Source organism: Pseudomonas sp. NPDC087598 (assembly GCF_044743525.1).
Lineage (GTDB): Bacteria > Pseudomonadota > Gammaproteobacteria > Pseudomonadales > Pseudomonadaceae > Aquipseudomonas.
This window is the reverse complement of record NZ_JBIUWQ010000003.1, coordinates 105,395-128,503: the sequence shown is the minus strand read 5'-3', so window position 1 is coordinate 128,503 and position 23,109 is coordinate 105,395. Positions and strand designations below refer to the sequence as shown.

The 23,109-nt window shown below is 61.0% G+C and carries 17 protein-coding genes; 9 read left to right on the top strand and 8 right to left on the bottom strand.

What is annotated here, in order from left to right:
• Positions 1 to 132: 132 nt before the first annotated feature.
• Positions 133 to 432 carry a hypothetical protein gene (locus tag ACIOWE_RS03040; RefSeq protein ID WP_201237503.1) on the bottom strand — a complete coding sequence of 100 codons (300 nt, stop codon included), beginning with the start codon at positions 430 to 432 and terminating at the stop codon, positions 133 to 135.
• Positions 433 to 610: 178 nt separating this feature from the next.
• On the opposite strand from ACIOWE_RS03040, the gene ACIOWE_RS03035 reads away from it, so the two are divergent.
• Positions 611 to 1,051 carry a carboxymuconolactone decarboxylase family protein gene (locus ACIOWE_RS03035; protein WP_401387197.1) on the top strand — a complete coding sequence of 147 codons (441 nt, stop codon included), beginning with the start codon at positions 611 to 613 and terminating at the stop codon, positions 1,049 to 1,051.
• A 27-nt stretch (positions 1,052 to 1,078) separates the two neighbouring features.
• On the opposite strand, the gene ACIOWE_RS03030 is transcribed toward ACIOWE_RS03035, so the two are convergent.
• From ACIOWE_RS03030 to ACIOWE_RS03020, 3 genes are all read right to left on the bottom strand, one after another.
• Positions 1,079 to 2,671, bottom strand: coding sequence for a DHA2 family efflux MFS transporter permease subunit (locus ACIOWE_RS03030; protein WP_401387194.1), 1,593 nt, complete (start codon positions 2,669 to 2,671; stop codon positions 1,079 to 1,081).
• The gene (locus tag ACIOWE_RS03025) at positions 2,668 to 3,777 is read right to left on the bottom strand and encodes an HlyD family secretion protein (RefSeq protein WP_401387191.1); all 1,110 of its coding nucleotides are present in this window, start codon (positions 3,775 to 3,777) and stop codon (positions 2,668 to 2,670) included. The genes ACIOWE_RS03030 and ACIOWE_RS03025 overlap by 4 nt, the downstream gene beginning before the upstream one ends.
• A gap of 96 nt (positions 3,778 to 3,873) precedes the next feature.
• Positions 3,874 to 4,638, bottom strand: a complete 765-nt coding sequence (locus ACIOWE_RS03020; RefSeq protein WP_401387188.1) for an AraC family transcriptional regulator — start codon at positions 4,636 to 4,638, stop codon at positions 3,874 to 3,876.
• A gap of 98 nt (positions 4,639 to 4,736) precedes the next feature.
• On the opposite strand from ACIOWE_RS03020, the gene ACIOWE_RS03015 reads away from it, so the two are divergent.
• The 7 genes from ACIOWE_RS03015 to ACIOWE_RS02985 all read left to right on the top strand — a co-directional run bounded on the left by ACIOWE_RS03015 (position 4,737) and on the right by ACIOWE_RS02985 (position 17,015).
• On the top strand, positions 4,737 to 5,870 hold the full coding sequence (locus tag ACIOWE_RS03015) for an MFS transporter (RefSeq protein ID WP_401387185.1): 1,134 nt from the start codon (positions 4,737 to 4,739) through the stop codon (positions 5,868 to 5,870).
• 108 nt (positions 5,871 to 5,978) lie between these two features.
• Positions 5,979 to 7,706: a ShlB/FhaC/HecB family hemolysin secretion/activation protein gene (locus ACIOWE_RS03010; RefSeq protein ID WP_401387182.1), complete on the top strand. Its 1,728-nt coding sequence runs from the start codon at positions 5,979 to 5,981 to the stop codon at positions 7,704 to 7,706.
• 111 nt (positions 7,707 to 7,817) lie between these two features.
• Positions 7,818 to 12,287 (top strand): hemagglutinin repeat-containing protein, encoded by a 4,470-nt coding sequence (locus tag ACIOWE_RS03005; protein WP_401387179.1) that lies wholly within the window; start codon positions 7,818 to 7,820, stop codon positions 12,285 to 12,287.
• Positions 12,288 to 12,492: 205 nt separating this feature from the next.
• Positions 12,493 to 12,870 (top strand): c-type cytochrome, encoded by a 378-nt coding sequence (locus ACIOWE_RS03000; protein WP_401387176.1) that lies wholly within the window; start codon positions 12,493 to 12,495, stop codon positions 12,868 to 12,870.
• Positions 12,871 to 12,974: 104 nt separating this feature from the next.
• Positions 12,975 to 13,466 (top strand): sigma-70 family RNA polymerase sigma factor, encoded by a 492-nt coding sequence (locus ACIOWE_RS02995; RefSeq protein ID WP_401387173.1) that lies wholly within the window; start codon positions 12,975 to 12,977, stop codon positions 13,464 to 13,466.
• Positions 13,467 to 13,506: 40 nt separating this feature from the next.
• Positions 13,507 to 14,490 (top strand): FecR family protein, encoded by a 984-nt coding sequence (locus ACIOWE_RS02990; RefSeq protein WP_401387170.1) that lies wholly within the window; start codon positions 13,507 to 13,509, stop codon positions 14,488 to 14,490.
• 98 nt (positions 14,491 to 14,588) lie between these two features.
• The gene (locus ACIOWE_RS02985; protein ID WP_401387167.1) at positions 14,589 to 17,015 is read left to right on the top strand and encodes a TonB-dependent siderophore receptor; all 2,427 of its coding nucleotides are present in this window, start codon (positions 14,589 to 14,591) and stop codon (positions 17,013 to 17,015) included.
• Positions 17,016 to 17,056: 41 nt separating this feature from the next.
• Here ACIOWE_RS02985 and ACIOWE_RS02980 read toward each other — a convergent pair whose 3' ends face one another.
• Together ACIOWE_RS02980 and ACIOWE_RS02975 are read right to left on the bottom strand one after the other, a co-directional pair.
• The gene (locus ACIOWE_RS02980) at positions 17,057 to 18,592 is read right to left on the bottom strand and encodes a trypsin-like serine peptidase (RefSeq protein WP_401387164.1); all 1,536 of its coding nucleotides are present in this window, start codon (positions 18,590 to 18,592) and stop codon (positions 17,057 to 17,059) included.
• A 115-nt stretch (positions 18,593 to 18,707) separates the two neighbouring features.
• Positions 18,708 to 19,859 (bottom strand): MFS transporter, encoded by a 1,152-nt coding sequence (locus ACIOWE_RS02975; protein WP_401387161.1) that lies wholly within the window; start codon positions 19,857 to 19,859, stop codon positions 18,708 to 18,710.
• A 238-nt stretch (positions 19,860 to 20,097) separates the two neighbouring features.
• Between ACIOWE_RS02975 and ACIOWE_RS02970 the strand changes: the two genes are divergently transcribed.
• Positions 20,098 to 21,078: a diaminopimelate epimerase gene (locus ACIOWE_RS02970; protein WP_401387158.1), complete on the top strand. Its 981-nt coding sequence runs from the start codon at positions 20,098 to 20,100 to the stop codon at positions 21,076 to 21,078.
• A gap of 24 nt (positions 21,079 to 21,102) precedes the next feature.
• Here the strand turns inward: ACIOWE_RS02970 and ACIOWE_RS02965 are convergent, their stop codons facing one another.
• Complete coding sequence (locus ACIOWE_RS02965) at positions 21,103 to 21,756, bottom strand: carboxymuconolactone decarboxylase family protein (RefSeq protein WP_201237516.1); 654 nt, start codon at positions 21,754 to 21,756, stop codon at positions 21,103 to 21,105.
• Between the two features lie 117 nt (positions 21,757 to 21,873).
• Positions 21,874 to 23,109: a cytosine deaminase gene (codA, locus tag ACIOWE_RS02960; RefSeq protein ID WP_401387155.1), complete on the bottom strand. Its 1,236-nt coding sequence runs from the start codon at positions 23,107 to 23,109 to the stop codon at positions 21,874 to 21,876.

Genomic DNA, 23,109 nt, shown 5'->3' with positions numbered 1-23,109 from the left:
GCGGCCCGCTCTTTGACTTCAAAAGCAGGGGCCTGCTACGCAGTCCAGCGGGAGCAAGCTCCCTCGCCACAGAGTGAACATTCAGTACAGGGTGGGTATTCAATTCATTTACCACGGATGGCTCTTGTTCGTTCAGCCGCCCGTGCCACCGCCGGCGCCGCCGGTCCCACCACCTGCTGACCCCGTGCCACCACCGGCACCCGAGCCCGAACCGCTGGCGCCGCCATTGGTGCCGGTACCTGAACCTGCGCCGCCAGAGTTGGTGCCGCCCGAAGGTGCGCCCGGCGTGTTGTCCGGTGGCATGGTCGAGCTGGTGGCACCGCCGGATTTGGTGCCGGTGGCATCAGCGCCATCGTTGGCCGCGAAGGTCGCGGCTGAGGCCGTGGCCAGCAGGCCAGCGAGCAATAACGAGGTAAGTTTGCGCGTCATCATGATCCGTCTCCAGAAAGGGGATTTACCTGATATTGGTCTGACGCGCCGAGCGCTTGGTGCCGGTCGAGTGACGAGCGGTCAATCGAGTGGCCTCCTGATCTTCTGGAATATTGGCTATTTGCCGAACCACTCGCCGGGACTAACGTAGGCACACATTCACTTGCCCCGGAAACCCGCCATGAACGCTCGTACCGACTTCTACACCGCTTCCCCGGACGCCCTGAAAGCGATGATTGCCTTGGAAACCGCCGTCTCCAAGTTGCCGCTGGAAAAGACCCTGGTTGAACTGGTCAAACTGCGCGCCTCGCAAATCAACGGCTGCGCCTTCTGCATCGATATGCACACGGCTGACGCGATCAAGGGCGGTGAAACCCCACGTCGTCTGTTCGCGGTGACTGCATGGCGTGAAGCGCCGTTCTTCAGCGAGCGTGAACGCGCCGCGCTGCTGTGGACTGAATCGCTGACCCAACTGAGCCTGACCCACGCTCCGGATGAAGATTACGAAGTGGTCGCTGCGCAGTTCACGCCGAAAGAAATGGTCGATCTGACCGTCGCGATCAGCACCATCAACAGCTGGAACCGTTTGGCGGTAGGCTTCCGCAAAACCCCACAGATCTGACGCAATATTCCTTGTAGGGTCTTCAAGTCAATGTGCATCGGCACTCGGCGCGGCCGGTGGTTGTACCTTGCGCATCAAGGGCACCATCGCCGTGGCGATGACGAAGCACACCATAATCATCAGAAACGTGTCGCCGTAGGTTTGCGTCTGCGCCTCGCGGTAGGTCAGCAACCATAATTGGCGCAGGCTGGCGGTGACGCCGACGTCACCGCTCTGGCCCAGCGCCGCGAGGTTGCCGCCGACCTGCGACAGCCACTGATTCATCGCCTCGTTGCTGCTGTTCAGATGTTCCGCCAATCGGGTGAAATGCAGGTTGGTGCGGTCATTGAGAATGGTCGCGCACGCCGCAATCCCGATCGCACCACCCAGATTGCGCATCAGGTTGAACAAGCCTGACGCATGCTTCAGGCGGGCTGGCGCCAACCCACCCAACGTCAACGTCACGGCCGGCGGCACTGCCAATTGCTGGGCAATCCCGCGCAAGGCTTGCGGCAGCATCAATTGCCCCGCGCCCCAATCGTGGGTGATCGGACTGAACTCCCACATCGACACCGCGAACAGACCTAGCCCGACCATCATGATCCAGCGCAGATCAATGCGATTGGCCAGAAAGGCATACAGCGGAATCGCCATGATCTGGAACACCCCGGTGGAGAAAACCGCCAGACCAATGTCCAGCGCGCTGTAGCCACGCACCCGGCCGAGAAACAGCGGCGTCAGGTAAATCGTCGCGAACAGGCCAATCCCGGTGACGAACGAAAAGAAGCAGCCAAGGGCAAAGTTGCGGTCCTTCAATGCGCGCAAATCGACGATCGGATTGGCCACGTGCAAGGTGCGGCCAATGAAGGCCAATCCTGCCAGACCACTGATCCACGCAGTGGTCAGGATGGTCTGGTCGCTGAACCAGTTCCAGCGTGGGCCTTCTTCGAGGGTGTATTCCAGGCAGCCGAGAAACAGTGCGAGAAAAACCATGCTCAGATAATCCGCGCCCTTGAGCAGCGACAGTTCCGGCTGGTCGATCTTCACCAGCATCGGCACCGCCACCGCGACGAAAATTCCCGGCACCAGGTTGATGTAGAACAGCCAGTGCCACGAGGAAATATCGGTGATCCAGCCACCGATCACCGGCCCCATTGTTGGCGCCAACGACGCCACCGCGCCGATGGTCGCCGCAGCAATCACCCGTTGTTTGCCGGTGAAGAAAAAGAATGCCGTGGTGAACACCAGCGGAATCATCGAACCGCCGAGAAAACCTTGCAGGGCGCGGAAAGCGATCATGCTCTGGATATTCCAGGCCACACCGCAGAGCAGGCTGGCGAGGGTGAAACCCACCGCTGAGGCGCAGAACAGCCAGCGCGTGGAGAACACTCGCGACAACCAGCCCGACAGCGGAATCACGATGATTTCGGCGATCAGGTAACTGGTCTGCACCCATGCGGTTTCGTCAGTACCGGCGGACAGGCCGCCGCCGATATCACGCAACGACGCCGAGACAATCTGGATATCCAGCAACGCAATGAACATGCCGATGCACATCGTCGCGAAGGCAAACACCTTGGTCGCGGTGGCCATGTCCGCCGCGTTGAACGGCTGCGCGGGAGCGGCGAGGGCGGTGCTCATGGCGCGACAGCCACGGCGCTGGTTTCAGGTTGTGCGCGGGTGTCGACTTCAGCGGTGACCGACAGGCCCGGACGCAAGTGGCCGAGCACGCCATCGGCCGGGTCGAGGAGAATGCGCACCGGCACGCGCTGGACGATTTTAGTGAAGTTGCCGGTGGCGTTTTCCGGCGGCAGTACGCTGAACTGTGAACCGGTGGCCGGGGCGAGGCTGTCGAGGCGCCCATGGAATTCCTGACCGGACAGCACATCGGCGCGGATGCTCACGCGCTGGCCGGGTTTCATCCGCGCCAATTGGTCTTCCTTGAAATTGGCATCGACCCACAAGCCGCTGGCCGGCACCACCGACAGTTGCTGTGAACCGGCCTGCGCGTAGGCGCCGACCCGTGCGCGGCGGTTGCCGATCACGCCGTCAACCGGAGCGCGCAGCTCGGTGTAACCAAGGTTGAGCTGCGCCAGATCTCGTTCGGCTCGGGCTTGCTGGAGGGCGGCGCGGGCCTGTTGTTTCTGCGTATCGATGACCGCCAGTTGGCGTTGCGCGGCGAGCAGTTCAGCCTGGGCGCGGGCGCTCAAGGCCTGGGCGGTTTTGAAGGTGGCGTCGGCACGCTGGGCGCTTTCGACCGAGACCGCGTTGGTGGTCACCAGACGTTTGTAGCGGGCGTTGTCATCCCGCGAACGCGCGGTTTCGGCACCGGCCGCGTCGATGCCGGCGCGGGCCTGGCCGATCACCGCTTGCTGAAGTTGTTCGGTGGCGTCGAGGTTGGCCAGCAGCGCCTCTTCGGCAGCCACCGCGCCCTCGGCTTTGGCGAGGTTGGCGCGATAGTCGCGGGCATCGAGGCGGATCAACACGTCGCCAGCCTTGACGTGCTGATTGTCGCTGACCAGCACTTCGTCGATGTAGCCGGCGACTTTCGGCCCAATCACCGTGACGTCGCCACCAATATAGGCATCGTCGGTTTCTTCAAGAAAACGCCCGGCACCCCACCAATGCACGGCGTAGAGACCGGCGAAGATCAGCGCGAGCAATCCGGCGCCGGGAAGCAATAGGCGTGTAAGCAGGGGAGGCCTGGTCTTCACCACAACAGGTTCGAGGGTGGGCATGCTGGTCATGGCGGATTACCTGCGTAAACGGATTGTTATTACGGCTGCAATATGACGCGGGTAATATTTCGTGGCAAATTATTTCGGATGCCGGTCGTCAGTTGTTTATTTGAGCCACTGGCCCGGTGTGCTGCCCGTCATGGATTTGAAGAAGCCGATGAAAGCGCTGTCGCTGGCAAAACCCGATTCAAAAGCGCAGTAACTCAGGCTGCGCCCGGTGGCGAGCAATTCCATCGCGCGCATCAAGCGCCACTGTTGGCGCCATTGCTGATAACTCATGCCGGTTTCGCGCTGGAAGATCCGCCCGATGGTGCGGCTGCTGGCGCCGATCTGTTGTTCCAGCACTTGCAACTCCGGCGGCAGGCGTTCGGGTGTTTGCAGCAACGGCGCGAGGCGTTTGTCTTGAGGTAATGGCAACAACATCGGTTGCTGCGCCGCTTCAGCGATTTCGCTCAGGCACAGGCCGAGCAGGTGGGCGAATTTGCCCTGCTGCCAATCGGTGGCGAAATCTGCCAGCGCCATGGGTTCCAGCACCGCACGCAACAAGGGACTGACTTCGATCACGCACACCTGCTCTGGCAGCTCGGCGCACAGCTCGGGGATCAAGTAGATGGAGCGGTAATCGACACTTTGCTGCATCACCGCCCGATGGCTGACACCCGCCGGAATCCACGCAGCCCGCGACGGTGGCAGCAGGCACAATTGCTGCGCCAGAGTAATTCGCGTGCAGCCTTGTCGCGTGTACAGCAGTTGCCCGCGTTGATGACGGTGCAGGCCGGAGTCGTGATCGCCCAAGGTCGAGGCGATACCTATCACGGGTGCGTGAAAGCGATCAGCGTCAAACGTTGCGTGGGCATCGAGCCAGGCCATGAATTGTCCGATTTCAGCGATAAGTTGGCGGGATTCGGATAATACGCCACTCGCCGTTTCTTAAACTCCTCGGCGGTTTATGGGAGGAGTGATGAAGAATGAACAACAAACATTTCCTGTGGCTGGCGATTGCGCTGCTGATGTTTCCACAAATCGCGCAAACCCTGTACAGCCCGGCGCTCGGTGATATCGGGCGAGTGTTTAACGTCGGCCCGCAAGTAGCGGCACAAACGTTGTCGGTGTATTTCCTCGCGTTTGCCGTGGGTGTGGTGGTGTGGGGGCGATTGTGTGATCGCATCGGTCGGCGACCGTCGATGCTTGCAGGCTTGGCAATCTATGCAATTGCCACGCTTTCAGGTTTGCGGGTGAGCACCTTCAACGGTTTGTTGTTGGCGCAGATGTTCGCGGCGTTTGGTGCGGCAGTCGGCTCGGTGGTCACGCAGACCGTGTTGCGTGACCGCTTCAAGGGCGCCGAATTGGCGCAGGTGTTTTCCCTGGTGGGCATCGCCTTGGCGGCCAGTCCCGCGCTCGGTCTGTTCAGTGGCGCCAGTCTGGTTCAGGCCTTTGGTTATCGCGGTGTGCTGAGCGCCTTGCTGTTATTGGCCGCGCTGCTCTGGTTGTGGAGTGTGTACGCCTTGCCGGAAACCCGAGCGGAGCAACCACCGCACGTGTGCCTGTTCGAAACGTTAGGGCGTATGCTGCGTGACCCGGGTATCTGGCGCTCGGCGCTGTGGATCGCCTCGTTCAACGTGGCGTTGTTCAGTTATTACAGCCTCGCGCCGTTCATGTTTCAGCGGCTGGGGGTGGACGCCAGTGTGTTCGGTTACAGCGGCGTGATCCTCGCGCTGGGCTCAGGTTTTGGAGCATGGCTCAACCGGCGTTTATTGACGGTTGGGTTCGAGGCATTGCAGTTGATTCGTCTCGCGGGTGGCATCGCGTTGTTGGGCGGCGTGGGCGTGTGGTTGGCGCAAGACAGTGTCGCGTTCGTGCTGCCGATGCTGCTGGTGGTGTTGGCGTTCGGCTTGGCGATTCCCAATGTCCTCGGGTCGGCACTGGCGCATTACGCTGATCGACTGGGCACCGCCGGGGCGTTGTTGGGTTTGATCTATTACCTGCTGATCGGCGCGGGACTGATGTTCGCCGGCTGGTTTCAAGCCCTCGGGGAAACCCTGATAGCGTGCAGCGCCGTGGCGTTGCTGCTGACAATAAAGCCAGGCAAAGCAATTGTTTAAGAAATGTAAGCGCTGTAGGAAGCGTCTTGCATTTGTGTGGGATGGCTCCGACTATCACGATCATTGATGACATGGCATTACGCCATTTGATGATCGCAAGGATGTTGCGTGCCGTATCCGTTTCGCGCTGTTTTTCGTCGTCGTTCCACGCGTTGCCCGCTGTTGTCGGCCTTTGTGTTGAGTGTGTGTGCCTCCTCGATTGAAGCAGCCGAACCTGTCGCGCCGGGCCAGGAAGCGCTGCGCCAGCAGCAACAGCAACAGCGTGATCTGCAACAACTGCAGCTTGAGCAAAGGAAGCGGCAATTGGAGCGCGGCGCGTTCGGTCCGGCGCCGCTCACCCCGGCCATCCCGCCAACAGTCACCCCTGATGAGCGCTGCTGGCCGTTGAGCGGCACGCGCATCGGCGGCGTCACACTGATCGACAGCGACAAACTCAACGTACGGATCAAACCGCTGCTGGCGCCGTGCATGGGCGTCGGCCAGATCAATCATCTGCTCGCGACCATCACCGCGAGCTACGTCGACAAGGGCTACATCGCCAGCCGTCCGTATCTGGTCAGCGCACCGGCAGCGGGGCAGTCGCTGGATATCTGCGTTGACGAAGGCTATATCGAATCCATCGAACTGGCCGATCAGAGCCTGCCGGTTTCATTGGGCGGTGCTTTTCCGGGAATGCTCGGCGAGCCGCTGAACCTGCGAGATCTGGAGCAGGGCCTTGATCAACTGAATCGCCTGCGCTCGATCGATCTCACCGCCGACATCGCCCCCGGCAGCCAACCCGGTGCCTCGCGGCTCATCCTGCGTTCGCGCAGTGCCACGCCGTCACACTGGGCCTTGAATGCGGGCCTCGACAACCTCGGCAGTGCCAGCACCGGACGCGACCGCGACACCGTCAGCCTCAGTCTCGACAGCCCGTTGCAACTCAACGACTTGTTGAGCCTCAGCGCCAGCGACACCCTCAACCAGGGCGACCGCTACAGCCGCAACGCCAGCCTGTATTACGCGATTCCCTACGGTTACTGGACCTACAGCGTGTTCGCCAGCCATGCCGAATATCGCGCGCCATTCAAACTGCCGAGCGTGACCTTCCACAGCAACGGCATCACCGATCAGGTCAGTCTGCGCGCCGATCGTGTGCTGTGGCGCGACCAGAGCCGTCAGCTCAGCGCCAACCTGCAACTGGCGCACAAGGATGTCGACAGCTATCTGCAAGACGTTCGCCTCGGTATTCAAAGCCCGACGCTGACTGTGGCTGAGGCCGGGCTCAATCTGTTCTGGCTTGACCGCGCGGTGTGGAACCTCGACGTCAATTACGCCCAGGGTCTGCGCTGGTTTGGCGCCGACGACGACTCACAGCAGCAGATCAACAACCTGCCCAAGGCGCAGTTTCGCAAGTACCGCGCCGGCCTCAGCCAATGGCGCAACGGTCAACTCGGCGCGCAGGCCTGGCAGTGGCAGAGCCAATTGAATTTGCAGTACAGCCCGGACCCGTTGCCGGCCATCGAACAACTGCTCGGCACCGACGATTCGGCGGTGCGCGGCTATCGCGTCAGCAGTGCCTCCGGCGCCAGCGGCGCGATCTGGCGCAACACCCTGCGCTTGCCGTTGCGCAGTGAATGGCCGGTGCAGATCACTCCGCGTGTGGGTCTCGACCACGGCTGGATCAAGGCCGACCACGGTGCTCAAGGCCAACGCCTGAGCGGTGCCAGTGTCGGTCTGAATCTGGGCTGGAAGAACCTGCAAGTGGACGTCGATTACCAACGCGCCCTCAACACCCCGAACGGTCTGCAACACGAGCCACACACCTGGCTGATGCGCGTCGGGGTACAGATATGACGCTAGCGCAACCAACAACGCAGTGAACCAACAGCCGTCGGATCTGAGCGCGTCAGCCACGGCCCAGACTAAACGCGCAACGTGATGCCGTACTCACATGGAGACGTTTTTATGCCAGCACACACCTTTGCATTTCATCTTTCGCCTCGGGGCAAATTGCGCTGGGCGATTGCCAGCCTGTTCTTCGCCGTGCACCTGCCCAGCGCAATCGCCGGCGGCGTCGTGGTCGCACCCGGCCCCGGCGGCACTGCGCAATTGCAGACCCAGGGCGGTGTGCCCATCGTCAATATCGTCGCGCCCAACGGTTCGGGCCTGTCACACAACCAGTTCCTCGACTACAACGTCGACCGCCAAGGTCTGGTCCTGAACAACGCCTTGCAGGCCGGGCAATCGCAGCTGGCCGGGCAACTGGCGGCCAACCCGCAACTGCAAGGCCAGGCCGCGAGCGTGATCCTCAACGAAGTGATCAGCCGCAATCCGTCCGCCATCAACGGCGCGCAGGAAATCTTCGGTCGGCCCGCCGACTATGTGCTGGCCAACCCTAACGGCATCTCGGTCAATGGCGGCAGCTTCATCAACACGCCGAATGCCAATCTGGTGGTCGGTCGCCCGGAATTGAACGACGGCAAATTGCAAAGCCTGAATACCCGCGACGCCAGTGGTCAGTTGCAGATTCAGAGCGGTGGCCTGCGCAACGGCGAGGGCTCGATCAACCTGATCGCGCCGCGCATCGACAGCCAGGGCGCGATCACTGCGCGCGATCAGTTGAACCTTACGGTCGGGCGCAATCAAGTCGATTACGCCAGCGGCCAGGTGAAAACCGTCGAGCCTGCCGGCAACACCGGCGATCAACGTATCGACGCCAGCCTGTTCGGCGCGATGCAAGCCGGACGCATCAACATTGTCAGCACCGCCGAAGGTGCGGGCGTACGGGTTGGTGCGGTGCAGCTGGCCGGGCGTGACGGCGTGCAGATTCGCTCGGCCGGTGACCTCAGTGTCAGCGGTGAGGCCGTGGCCAACAGCCTCGACGTGACCCGCGCCGGTATCCGCAGCAGTCAGGGCGATGTCGCTTTGCACAGCGGCAAGGACCTGACGCTGGCCGCGACTGATGTCAGCGCTCGTGATGTCACGCTCGACGCCAAGCGCAACCTGACCCTGTCGACGGTCGAAAGCCGCAAGCTTCAGGAAAAGCGCGAAAACTGGAACAACAGCACCATCGGCATCACCTGGGAAACCTACGACCGTACCCAGACCGACAGTGAATCGCGTCAGCACGGCAGCCAGATTATCGCCAGCCGCGACGCCAAACTGTCGTCCGGCAAAGACACCGAGCTGAAAGCCGCCAAGGTCGAAGCGACGAACAATCTCGACGTGCAAAGCGGCGCTGATCTGCGCCTGACCGCCGCCACTGAAAGCCATACCCAGACTGATCAAGGCAACCACCGCAAACACTTGTGGAAAGCCGACTGGAACAGCAGCAGTGAAGAGCAGCGCAGCGTCACCAGCCAGTTGAAGGCCGGCAATATCGCCCTGCAAACCGCCGCGTTGTTGCGTTCCGAAGGCGCCGAGTTGACCAGCGCCGGCGACATGCAACTGGCCGGCAAACAGGTAGAAATCACCACGGCCACACGGACCAACCGCAGCAGCGACAACCGTTACTCGGGTGACTTGGTGGGCGGCGGTTTCTTCGGCAAGACCGGTGATGCCGACAAGGGCAAAACCCAGCATCAGGGCAGCAAGGTCAACGCCAGCGGCAAACTGATCGTCAAGGCTGACGATGTGCGCATCAGCGGCAGCCAGGTGCGTGGCGGCACCGACGCCAGCGTGATCAGCGACAAGGGTTCGCTGATTGTCGATGGTGTGCAGGACACCTCGCACAGCAACAACCACGACAAGGACAGCAAGTTCTTCGGCATCACCAAGGACGAGTCGCGGCAGAACAGCAAGGACAGCAGCACCGTGCGCAGCGAGCTGGTGTCCGACAGCAACCTCAAGCTCAAGAGCGCCAAAGACATCGAGGTGGCGGGCTCGACGGTCAAGGCTGACGGTGCGCTGACGGCCGACGCAGCGGGCGATGTGAATGTGCATTCTGCGCAGAACACTCACGACAGCACTGACACCACGCAAACCCGTGGCTTCGATGTGTACGCCAAAGAGCAAACGCCGGAGCAGTATCGCGCCGGCGTTCACTACGAAGACAAACAGAAAACCGTGACCAGCAACGACGTCACCCAGCAAGGCTCCAGCCTCAGCGGCGGTAGTGTGCAGGTCAAGGCTGGCAGTGACATCACGCTCAAAGGCGCGGAGGTGAAGTCCACCGCTGGCGACACAACCTTGAGCGGCCAAAACGTGTCGTTGCTGGCCGAGGCCGACAGCCACAAAACCTCCACCGACACCTCCAGCACCGGCGGCGGTTTCTACTACACCGGCGGCCTCGACCGCGCCGGCAGTGGCGTCGACTTCGCCCACAGCACGACGCAGGATTCGACCTGCAAAACCACCGCGCAAACCTCTAGCGTGCAGAGCAACGGCGGCCTGACCATCAATGCCGACAAACTCGCCACCGAGGGCGCGCAGCTCAAGGCTGGCAACGGCCTGAGTATTGCCGCCAACGAGATCGACAATCGCGCGGCCAGCAACAGCGAAAGCAGCACGCACAACGACAGCAACTGGTCGGCGGACATCGGCGCCAACGTCGAGTACAAGGACATCGCCCGGCCTATCGCGGGCGCGGTCAAGGACGTGCTCAACGGCAAAGTGCCGGACAAGGACGCTCTGGCCAATCTCGGTCAGCCTAACGTCGGTATCGACGTTGCGGTCGGTCACGGCAGTGCCAGCAAAACCGAGCAAAACCACAACGCCGTAGTCAGCCGTTTTGACGGCGGCTCCGTGGATGTGAACACCACTGGCACGCTGCATGACCAAGGCACCCAGTACAACGCCAGCGCCGGCAACGTGAACATCAGCGCTGACAAACTGGTTGCCGATGCCGCGAGCAACACGCACAACAGCAACGCTAATGCAGTGGACGCCAAGGTCGATGTGCGCGTTTACACCAAGACCGGTGAAGACGTGAACGTTGCCGGCAGCGGCGCGGGTGGCAGCAGTGCGTCGAGTAAAGGCAGCTCTAGCGCCGTGGTCGGCGGTTACGCCGGCAGCCAGGGTGTGAACATCAAGATCGGCGGCGATGCGCAGTTCGAAGGCAGCCGCTTCGATGGCGGGCAGGGCGGTGTGAGCATCAAGACTGGCGGCGAGCTGGCGCTGAATCAGGCCAGTGACCGCCAGACCAGCAATGACAGCAGCCTGCGCGGCAATGGTTCGCTGACGGTCGGCACCTTGCCGGGCACCGATGGCACCAACGTCGATCTCGGCGCCGGTTTCCAGCTCGATCACACCGGCCAGCAGAGCACTGACACGCAGGCCCACGTCGCGAGCATCACCAGCAACGGCCCGGTGCAGTTGAGCAGCGGCGGCAACCAAGTGCAGCAAGGCACGAAGATCGACAGCGCTGGCGCCATCGATCTGCACGCTGGCGGCAAGCTCGAGTTGCAAGCGGCCACCGACACTCACACCGCCACCGGCAGCAACCTCGGCGGCGGTTTGAAGGGCGGCGGCAGCAAAACCAGCAGCGAGAAGAGCCTCGATCAGGGCGGTAATCTGAGCGGCAATTTCAACATCGGTCGGGTCAACGAGGACTCGCAGACCCGCACCGGCGGCCAGCTCAACAGCCAGAGCGGTATCGCCTTGAGCGGTGACTCGATTCACCTGCAAGGTACTCAGGTCAGTGCACCGAACGTCAGCATCGATGCGCAAAAGGGTGGTTACGTGCAGGAGTCGGCGCAGTCCACCGACAACCGCAATAACTGGAATGTCGCGCTGAATGCCGGCGGCAATCTGAGCAGCAAAACCCCGACCGCTGCTGATGAGAAGGCCAGCAGCGACCACGGCTTCAATGTCGGGGCCAAAGTGGGCGTGGATTATCTGCAAGGCAGCACCCAGCAGAACAGCCAGATCAAGGCTGACAGCGTGGTGTTGAACAGCGCCGGTGATGCACAGCTGGCCGGTGCACGGATCGACGCTAAAAATGTCAGCGGCAAGGTTGCGGGTGATCTGACCGTTGAAAGCCGTCAGGACTCGAGCAACCACGCCAAGGTCGATGTCGATCTGGGCCTGACTGCGAAGAAAAACCCACCGAACGACAAAGAGAAACTCGCCGGCACTGACTACAAGCCGACACTGAAAGCGCAGGGTGAGTACGCGCACAAGGACAGCGTTGCGCACGCGTCCGGGATCAGTGCCAGCCACGGTGTAAACCTTGCTGTTGGCGGTACTACACAACTGACCGGCGCGCAGATTTCAGCGACGGGAGGGAAGGTCGATCTGGGTGGCTCGAAGGTCATCAGTACTGATCTGAGCAATCGCGATTATGGTGTGAAGGCCGGGTTGGACTTGCCGCATAAAGCCGAGGAAAACGCACCGAAGGTTTCCCTGGAAAACGGCAACCTGAAAGTCGGCCCGGTCACCCTGAGCGGGCATCTGGACACCCAGACCCTGCAAGCCGGGATCGACGAAAAAGGCTGATTCACTGGCCAGTGGTGGATGCACCTGAACCCGCATCCACCAAAAACCTGTGGGAGTGTGCCTGCCCGCGAAGGCGTCCATCCAGTCAATGCAATGAGTGACGGGTGGAGCGCATTCGCGAGCAGGCTCGCTCCCACTTTGTTTTGCGCCAGGCGTTAAATCTCGCGCATCATGCGCGACCTTAAAGACGCCAGGGAGGCAAACAATGAAAACAGCATCTGCCGTTTTACTCGGGACTTTGCTGATCACTCAAACATCAGCGTCCTTCGCGGATAACAGCAATGGCAAAAATCTCTATGTGCAGCGCTGCGCCGTGTGCCATGGCGCCGATATAAAAGGCACAGGGCCACTGGCACATAAAAGCAATCCGGCCACACCTGACCTGACAACGTCCGCGTTCAAAAAACGATTGAATGAGTATCCAGGTGTGATTGTGTCCTCGATCATCCTTCGGCCAAACGGCAACCTGATTCCGAAAACGTTGCAAGAGAACGGGGTAAAGATACCGCCGCATGCCTGGAGCATTAAGGATCTGCGCGACTTGCATGACTACATGAGCGGCGTGATTGCGGTAAAACGCTGATCGCGAGTTACGACCCGGACAGTCGGTCGAGGAATCCATTGCTTCGGCTTAATGGTAACCATTACTATTCACGCCCTTTTCCTCAGCACGCCGCCCATACCCCCATGCGTCCCCGCAGACCCGGCTTTTTCGAACATTACGAAGAGTTGATCGGCACCTGGACTCGCCGCCTGCGCAATCGCGCGCAGGCCGAGGATCTGGCGCACGACACCTTTGTGCGGGTGCTCGAGTCCGATTCGGCGGCGGTGCAGCAGCCTCGGGCGTATTTGCACCAGACCGCGCGCAATATAGCGGTCGACGGTTATCGGCGTGAGGATCGGCGCGGCGCCATGGCGTCGCAGGCCATCGATGACAGTGAGTCGTCAATCGGCGACCCGGAGCATTATATGCACGCGATCCAGTTGGCCGACTCCATTGAACGGGCGCTCGGTGAGCTGCCGGTCAATTGCCGGAAGATTTTCGTCTGGCAGAAGATCGAAGGCCTGACCCAGGCGGAAATCGCCGAACGCCTGGGTCTGTCCAAGAACATGGTCGAAAAGTATATGATTCGCACCCTGCGGCATCTGCGTGATCGCCTCGACGGGTTGCAGTCATGAGCCGCCGCAGCTATTCATCCCCAGCCCAACAGGACATTCCATGATGGATACGCGTGATTGCGCGTGCGGGCAAACAACGGTGCGCGATGAAGCGGCTCGCTGGTTTGTGCGTTTGCAGGAGCCGGCCGTCAGTGCCGACGAGCAGCAGCGCTTTGATGCCTGGCTGAATGAACATCCGCAGCACCGCGACGAATTCCAGTTGCTGCAAGGCTTGTGGTCGGCGGCAGATTTGCTGCCGGCGCCGCGTCTCAAAGCCCTTGTTGAAACACCGCCCACTCGCCGCGAACGCCGTCCGTTGTTGCGTTATGCCGTGGCCGCCAGTGTGGCGGCGGTGGCGCTCGGGCTGGGTTTGTTCAGTGGTTTGAATCATCCGGGCGGGTACAGCGCCGAATTCGCCACCGCGCTGGGCGAGCGCAAACATGTGGCGCTGCCGGACGGTTCGGTGATCGATCTGAACAGCCGCAGCCGCTTGCAGGTGCGCTATGAAAAGGATCGTCGGCTGATCGAGTTGAGCGAAGGCGAAGCGATGTTCAGCGTTGCGCATGACACTTCCCGACCGTTCGTGGTCGAGGCGGGCAGCGGCAAGATCACGGTCACCGGTACGCGTTTCGATGTGCGCCGCGACGTCACGCAAACCCGCGTGGCGGTGGAGCAGGGCACGGTGAAAGTGCAGGGGCGCGATGCGCCGGATAACCCATTCATCACCCTGACCGCAGGCCTCGGCACTTATGTCGATGCGCAAGGCAAAGTCGCCGCCGCCTATGCAGTCAACCCGGCGGAACTGACAGCGTGGCGCAGCGGCAAACTGGTGTTCAACAACGCCAGCCTCAGCGAAGTCGCCGCCGAAGTGTCGCGTTATCGGCAGAAGCCGCTGACCGTCGCCAACCCGACGGTGGCCAATCTGCGCCTGACCAGCGTGTTCAAATCCGACAATACCGACGCCTTGCTCAAGGCTTTGCCGAGCATCCTGCCGGTGGCCGTACGCACCCTCGCTGATGGCAGTCAGGAAATAATTTCAAAATAAAATTCAGGTTTTTTTCGAGTTCATCGTCTTCCTGTTCAACTGCAACTGGTTTGCATTAACAGCCGCACACTCTTGCGATCCACAGGACTACGTTCGACGTGAAAACCACCACTGCCAACAACAAAAAATCCCCTTGGTTGCCGCTGGCCCTCGCGCTGGCGGTCAACGCCGCGATGCCCCTCGCATTCGCTGCCGACGCCATCCACATCCGCGCGCAGCCGCTGGGCCAGGCCCTGAGTGAACTGGGCCAGCAAACTTCGCTGCAGGTGTTTTTCAGCCCGGACCTGGTCGCCGGCAAACAGGCCCCGGCGGTGGATGGCGATATCTCCCCGGAGCAGGCGCTACGCCAATTGCTGCAAGGCAGCGGTCTGGATTATCAGCTCAACGAAGGTTCGGTGACGCTGTCGCCTGCTGCGACTTCCGCCGCCGGCAATGGCCCACTGGAATTGGGCGTGACTGACATCAAGGTGGTCGGCGACTGGCTCGGTGATGCCAACGCCGCCGTAGTGCAGAACCACCCAGGCGCGCGCACGGTGATCCGCCGCGAAGCGATGGTCGAGCAGGGCGCGATGAACGTCAGCGATGTGCTCAAGCGCGTGCCGGGCGTGCAGGTGCAGGACTCCAACGGCACCGGCGGCAGCGATATTTCCCTCAACGTCGGCGTGCGCGGTCTGACTTCGCGTCTGTCGCCACGCTCCACTGTGCTGATCGACGGCGTGCCGGCAGCCTTCGCGCCTTATGGCCAGCCGCAACTGTCGATGGCGCCAATTTCCTCCGGCAACCTCGACAGCATCGACGTCGTACGCGGTGCCGGCTCCGTGCGTTATGGGCCGCAAAACGTCGGCGGTGTGATCAACTTTGTCACCCGCGCCATTCCGGAAAAAGCCACCGGTGAAATCGGCACCACGCTGGAAACCACTCAGTACGGCGGCTGGAAGCACATCGACACGGCGTTCCTCGGCGGCACCGCCGACAACGGCATGGGCGTGGCGTTGCTGTACTCGGGCGTCAACGGCAACGGTTACCGCGAGCGCAACAACGGCAACGACATCGACGACGTGTTGCTCAAGACGCACTGGGCACCGACCGATCAGGACGATTTCAGCCTCAATTTCCATTACTACGACGCCAGTGCCGACATGCCCGGCGGTCTGACGCAGAAGCAGTACGACGACAAACCGTACGACTCGGTGCGTGACTACGACCAATTCACGGGGCGGCGCAAAGACGTGTCGTTCAAGTGGATCCGCCAGATCGACGAACGCACCCAGGCAGAAGTCCTGACCTACTACACCGACAGTTTTCGTGGCAGCACCATCGCCGCCCGCGACCAGAAAACCCTCAGCTCGTACCCGCGCTCCTACTACACGTTGGGCATCGAGCCGCGCGTGTCGCGGGTATTCGATGTCGGCCCGACCACGCAGGAAGTCAGCGTCGGCTATCGCTATTTGAAAGAGGCGATGCACGAGTCGTCGAGCCGTGTGGCGCTGGTCAACAACCAGCCGGTGCTCACGCCGACGTCCGATGGCCATACATTCCAGGACCGCACCGGCGGCACTGAGGCCAACTCGGTCTACATCGACAACAAGATCGACGTCGGCAACTGGACCATCACCCCGGGCATTCGCTTCGAACACATCAGCACTGACTGGCACGATCGCGCTGTGCTCGACACGGCGGGCAAACCGGTGCAGGAAAAAAACCGCAGCATCGAAAGCAACGAACCGCTGCCGGCGCTGAGCGTGATGTATCACCTGTCGGATGCGTGGAAACTGTTCGCCAACTACGAAACGTCGTTTGGCAGCTTGCAGTATTTCCAACTCGGTCAGGGCGGCTCGGGTGATCAGACCGCCAACGGTCTTGAACCGGAAAAAGCCAAGACTTACGAAATCGGTACGCGCTACAACGATGACGTGTGGGGCGGGGAAGTGACGCTGTTCTACATCGACTTCGACGACGAACTGCAATACATCAGCAACGACGTGGGTTGGACCAACCTCGGCGCGACCAAGCACCAGGGCATTGAGGCGTCTGTGCATTACGACATGGCGGCGCTGGATCCGCGTCTTGATGGCTTGACCGCGAATGCCGGTTTTACTTACACCCGCGCGACGTATGAAGGTGAGATTCCGGGGTTCAAGGGGCGCGATCTGCCGTTCTATTCGCGTCAGGTGGCGACGGTTGGTTTGCGGTATGACGTCAATCGCTGGACTTACAACATTGATGGTTTTGCCCAGTCGAAGCAGCGTTCGCCAGGTACCGGGGTGAATGCTGATGGCAGTTTCAATGGCAACTACATCACTGACGGCACGGCGGACGGGCAGTACGGCGATATTCCGGGGTATGTTACCTGGAACGTGCGTGGTGGGTATGACTTTGGGCCGCAGGTGTCGAATTTGAAGTTGGGGGCGGGGGTGAAGAACGTTTTTGACAAGCAGTACTTCACGCGTTCGAGTGATAACAATTCGGGGATGTATGTGGGGGCGCCTCGGACGTTCTTCGTGCAGGCCAGCGTGGGCTTCTGACCTTTTGCGCAGGCGGCTGTCGCCAGCCGCCTGCAGCACAATTATTCATTTTTATCGGTTGATTCAAGTAACTGGAAATCCACCACCGGGGAGGGATTGCCTACGATGTCATGACCTTTGAGACAAACTCTTTTTGGGCCATCGGCAACCGTGACGATAAACGCGCTCTGGTTCTCCCCAAGGCGTTGATAGCCCTCGGCGTTCAGGCAATCGGACGTTTGCGGGGGAATAATTTTGTATTGGTAACCCGCGTCAGTCAGATCCGGCGCCACTTCGACCGGGGTAACGGTAAAGGTGTTTTTTTCACTTTCAAACAACGTATAGACCGGGGCAAGGTTTGACGGCCCTGCCAGTGCCCAGCGCCAGTAGACTCGGGCATTTCGAGCCGACCATCGATCCACGGTGACTGTCTTGTGGGGTTGCCCCATGACGCATAAGAAATAGAAACCGGGGCCTGCGCGTAAAGCGTGAGTCGAGGTGTCTTGTTCTTTACCTTTGCTTTGTCGAGCCGGGCCATAGCCCTCGCCGTTCGCGCAGTCGGCCAGTGTTCGAGTGTATTTGAGCCGGTAAAACGGTTGATCCAGGGTAAAGGTCTGTTTCCACAGCAGCGGATCAAAACCACCCTCTGTATTTCGTAGCATCCGCACGTAGTTTTCATCGTTGCGCGGTTCGAAGTCACTGGCCGGGCCGAGCGGGCAGTCGACATTGTCGGAAGTGAATCGACCCGCGTCGAAGCAGCGATCCAGAGAGGTGACGGGCGTTGCATAGTTGGTGTCCGGCGATTTTTGCGGCGTACCATCACTGATTTCGCAGGGCTCATCCGCACCGCACCGCGATGGTCCGCCGATGCGCGTAGTCGTACCGATTACCCCGAGGATCTCGTTGCCATATCGAGTCAGGACCGGTGAACCGGAAATACCGATGCGTACACCCTCGCAGCGATTGCTAAGTTGGTCGAACCAAACGAAACCTTCCTCAAATATGGCGACCGACGCTTCCTGCCGGCAGGCGACCCGTGTCAGAAAGGAGGATTGCGGTGCTCCGACGATCAGCACGTTCGAACCCGCCGCCGCAGGTTGGCGCGTCAGCTTCAGCGGTGTGATTCCGTCATCCATCAGTTGTTTCAGAGAACGGTCAAGTTCAACGATGGCAATGTCACCACCGCGCCGCGTACCCCAAGGGATTCGCACTATCGAGTAGGTCTGCTGCCGGGCCTGCGTGTCCTTGAAATAGTTGAAAATGACCCGGCCAGAGACGGGGGCATTATGGATAAAACGATCTGCGTCGCTATACACGCAGTGTCCCGCTGTCAGTACATAGGCCGGACCGTCCTGATTGCCATCGGCATCGCGCGTGTCGATCAGGCTGCCGGAACAATCAGATTTTCTGACTATTACCCGACCGATCGCCAACCAGTGCCGGTGTTGCCCATGGTCGTTGCTCAAGACCTGCTCCGGCGCGAAATTGGCCACGGCTTCACCTAGATCCAGATCGGCTGGCGTCGACGCCTGTGCACCATGGCTCAGACCGAGCAGCAGTGGAAGCGCCAGAATTCCGTTTCTGCAGATCGATTTCATGATGCGTCCATAAGAGGTGACTGATCTTATGCTGCGACGCGATGCGATCTCCGTCCACTGTCAGAAATGACAGTGGACTGCGTAATAATCTACCGTTTGTCGTAAATCCCTTTCCTCAGACCTTGAGCACTTTCCCGCCAATCGCCACCGCCACCAGCAGCACTGCCATCAGCCCGAAAGCAAAACTCAAACTGCTCGCATGGGCGACAAAACCAATCACCGCCGGCCCCGCCAGAATCCCTGCATAACCCAACGTCGTGATCGCCGGCACCGCGATGCTTTCCGGCATCACCGTCTGCTTGCCCACCGCCGTATACAGCACCGGCACGATGTTCGAGCATCCGGCGCCGACCAGCGCATAACCGACCAACGCCGCTTGCCAGCTCGGTGCAAACGTCGCCAGAAACAGCCCGGCCGCGGCCAGCAGACCGCCAAACAGAATGATCCGCGTCGCGCCGACGCTGCGCACAATCCGGTCACCCATCAAACGTCCAGCCGTCATGGTCAGAGCAAACGCTGCGTAACCCAAACCGGCATAAGCCGTGTCGATCCCGCGCTCCTGCGCCAGGAACACCGCACTCCAGTCCAGCGCCGCGCCTTCGGTGAGGAACACGATGAAGCACATCCCGCCGATAAACAGCACAATGCCGTGGGGCACCGCGAAGGCCGGGCCAGAGCTTTCACTGCCGTAGGGCAACATGTGCGGCACGCACTTGAACAGCGCGGCAATCAGTACGCCCACCACCACCAGCATCGCCCCCAGCGGCGACAGACCGAGGCCGAGCAGGGCGCTCACGCCCGCCGCGCCGACAATCCCTCCGAGGCTGAACAAACCGTGAAAGCCCGACATCATGTTCTTGCCGCTGGCGCGCTCGACGATCACCGCTTGCAGATTCACCGTCGAATCCACCGTGCCCAGCCCGGCGCCGAACATGAACAGCGTGGCGATCAGCGCCGGGATCGACGACACCGTTGCCAGTAATGGCAACGCTGCGCAGATCAGCAAGGTGCCGCCGGTGGCGACCCGACGACAGCCGAACCGAGTCGCGAGAATCCCCGCCAACGGCATCGCCAGAATCGAACCGACCCCAAGGCACAGCAGCAACAGGCCCAGCGTCCCCTCATCGAGTCCGGCCCGGGCCTTGGCATACGGCACCAGTGGCGCCCACGCGGCAATGCCGAGCCCGGCGATGAAGAAGGCGATGCGCGTGGACATCTGTTGCTGGCGTCCGGGGACGAAAGTGTCTTGGGGGTTGAGGCTGGTCATATCAATCCTTGGCAAAAACATCGCGTCCCCGAAGGACAGTGATTCAGCGTCGAGGTTCGATCGCCGATCATTCGAGGACGTACAGCCGACATCGTACCCTGTAGGAGTGAGCCTGCTCGCGATAGCGGTGGGCCAATTTAAAAAAATGTCGACTGACACACCGCTATCGCGAGCAGGCTCGCTCCTACAAGGGATCGCAGTTTACAGTGGACTTCTATGGCAGCAGGGAAGAAGGGTGATGACGCAGTTCTACGATGCAAGGGGCAATATCTACGGGGTGATTTTACCCAGAGCATTGCGCGAGGCGGGCGTTGATTTGCCAGCCAACGCCGCTGAATGCGCGTCATCGCGGCAGGCGTGGAGTGAGGCAGCGGTGAGGCTTTGCTGTGACTGGCCAGAAGGTCAGCGGCCAGCGAACAGTAAATCCCACCGCAGTGACGGCCTGCTGATCGGCCCGTTCCAGATTTCGCCACCGTTCGATGTGTTGATCGTCAACACCGACGGCACGCTTGCCGAGCGCAGTGGCAACGGCCTGACGATTTTTTCTCAGGCACTGACCGAGCAAGGTTTACTGCCGGAGGAGGGCGCGCTGTTGCGGGTGCATCATGACAAGGGTGACCCGGTGGAAACCTCGGTGAAACCGGCTGAAGTCGATGAGGTAAAAGGTTTTTGGCTGGATCTCGGTCAGCCCGGTTTCGGGCCGTTTTCCGTGGGCGCGCAGAACGTCGAAAGTGTCGATTTGAACGGTCGGGAGGTGAGTCATGTGCAACCCTTGGCGCAACTCGATCCTGCATGGCGCCACAGTCAGTTCGTGCGCATCGGCAATCCGCATTGCGTGACACTGCTCGGCGACAAGACCGCGTTGCCCACTTACGAGAGAATGCGTGAATCACCACTGAACGAAGACCTGACCCGAATCGCCTACGCCATGCCGACCGGCACCGGACAACCCTGCCCGGCGGGCATCAATCTGCAGTGGGCCGCGCGCGAATCAGAGCAACGGATTGTCGCGCGCGTGTTTGAGCGCGGCGAAGGCCCGACTGCGTCCTCGGGCACCAGCGCCAGCGCGGTGGCCTCGGCAGCGTGGCGGGTCGGTTGGGTCGCGGCAGGCGCCGTACACGTCGTCATGCCCGGCGGCACGGCGCCGATTCTGCTGGAAGAGGCCAATGGGCAATTGCTGCGCGTCAGCCTGTTCGGCACAGCCCACCAGATTGCCTGACCCCTGTAGGAGGGCGTGGCAGGGTCAGTGAGCCTTGAACAATGTCACGCTCGTTACTCGGTCTCCTTCGACTTTCAGTCGCAGCAACGCCTGTGGATCGGGCTGCTCTTCAAAACACTCAACGATGACCGAATGCGCCGAAGACGCCAGCAGCGACAGGCTCCGCGCATGCTTCAACTGGCGTTTCACCGCTGCGCTGACCGGTATCGGCGCGTGGCCGTCGCGTACTTGCTCACAGAACGCCAGGGCGAGTTCACGCGGCGTCGGTGCAGGCGGTGAGGTCAGGCCGGCCTCGTCGAACAGTCGATTGAGTTGCTCGGCCGCACTCACTGCCCGGGGGAACCCCGCGAATGCCGAAGCCTGCAACAGCACTTCGGTCATTTCACCGGGCGCCAATCCCGAGGCCAGCCCGGTCTTGAGGTGTACGCTCAACGGTGGGCCAACCATGCCCGAGGCCACGATCGCAGCGAAGGACACCGCCTCACGCAGGCGCGGGTCGAGGCCGGGACGAGCATGCAGATGCCCGTACACAACGCCGACGGCCAGTTCGCCCAGTGCGGGCACGGTATGAAACAAGGCATCGAGACGGGCACCGCCGTCGGGCACCAGCTCGATAAAGGTATGGCGGCCTTCGGCGTACAGCGTGGCCATCGGAGTGGAGAGAGGGTTGTGTTTCATGGCGAGTCCTCAAGCGAATGAGGATGGCGGCTGATCAACTACGCACGAACTTCAGCATGAAAGAGCGTCCATCGAAGTGGAGTGAATCGGCGCCGTTGCGACGCCGACTTCTATACCTTAGACGAACTCCACCACCGGCATCTGCCGCTTCATCAACACCTCACCGCCACGAATCGAATACAGCGGCAGGCCCTGGCTGCGGATCACCTCGTAATCGCTGTCCGCCGACAGAATCAGCAGGTTCGCCGGGCGTCCCTGTTCCAGGCCGTAACGTTCGCCCAGATGCATGGCTTTGGCGCTGTTGTCGGTCACCAGATCCAGCGCACTTTGCAGGTTGCGGTAGCCGAGCATGTGGCAGATGTGCAGCCCGGCTTCGAGGACGCGGAGGATGTTGCCGTTGCCCAGCGGATACCACGGATCGACGATTGAGTCCTGGCCGAAACACACGTTCATGCCGGCTTCGAGCAGTTCGTTGACGCGGGTCACGCCACGGCGTTTCGGGAAGTTGTCGAAGCGTCCTTGCAGGTGAATGCTCTCGGTCGGGCAGGAGACAAAACTGATCCCGGAATGGCCGAGCAGGCGGAACAGTTTGGCGCAGTAGGCGTTGTCGTAAGAACCCATCGCCGTAGTGTGACTGGCGGTGACCAATGCCCCCATGTCGCGGCTGCGTGCTTCTTCGGCAAGCACTTCGAGAAAGCGCGAATGCGGGTCATCGGTTTCATCGCAATGCACATCGACGAGGCAACCGGTGCGCTCGGCCAGGTCCATCAGGAACTTCACCGAGCTGACGCCTTGATCGCGGGTGTATTCGAAATGCGGAATCCCGCCAACCACGTCGGCGCCCATGCGGATCGCTTCCTCCATCAGCTCACGGCCATTACGGAACGACTCGATGCCTTCCTGCGGGAATGCGACGATTTGCAGGTCGATCAGGTGACGGCTTTCCTCACGCACTTCGAGCATGGCTTTCAGTGCGGTGAGTTGCGGGTCGGTGACATCGACGTGGGTGCGCACATGCTGGATGCCGTGGGCGGCCAGCGTCTGAATGGTCTTTTTGGCGCGGTTTTTGGTGTCTTCTTCGGTGATGGTGACTTTGCGCTCGCCCCAACATTCGATGCCTTCGAACAGCGTGCCGCTCATGTTCCAGCGTGGCTCGCCAGCGGTGAGGGTGGCGTCGAGGTGGATGTGCGGTTCGACGAAGGGCGGCACGACCAGATTGCCGCCGGCGTCGAGGTCGTCGCGGCCCAGAGTCGGGGCTTCGGTCTGGCGGGCGATGCTGCGGATCAGCCCGTCTTCAAGGTGCAATTCGTGCAAACCGTCCTGGTTGCGCAGTCGGGCGTTGATGATGTGCAT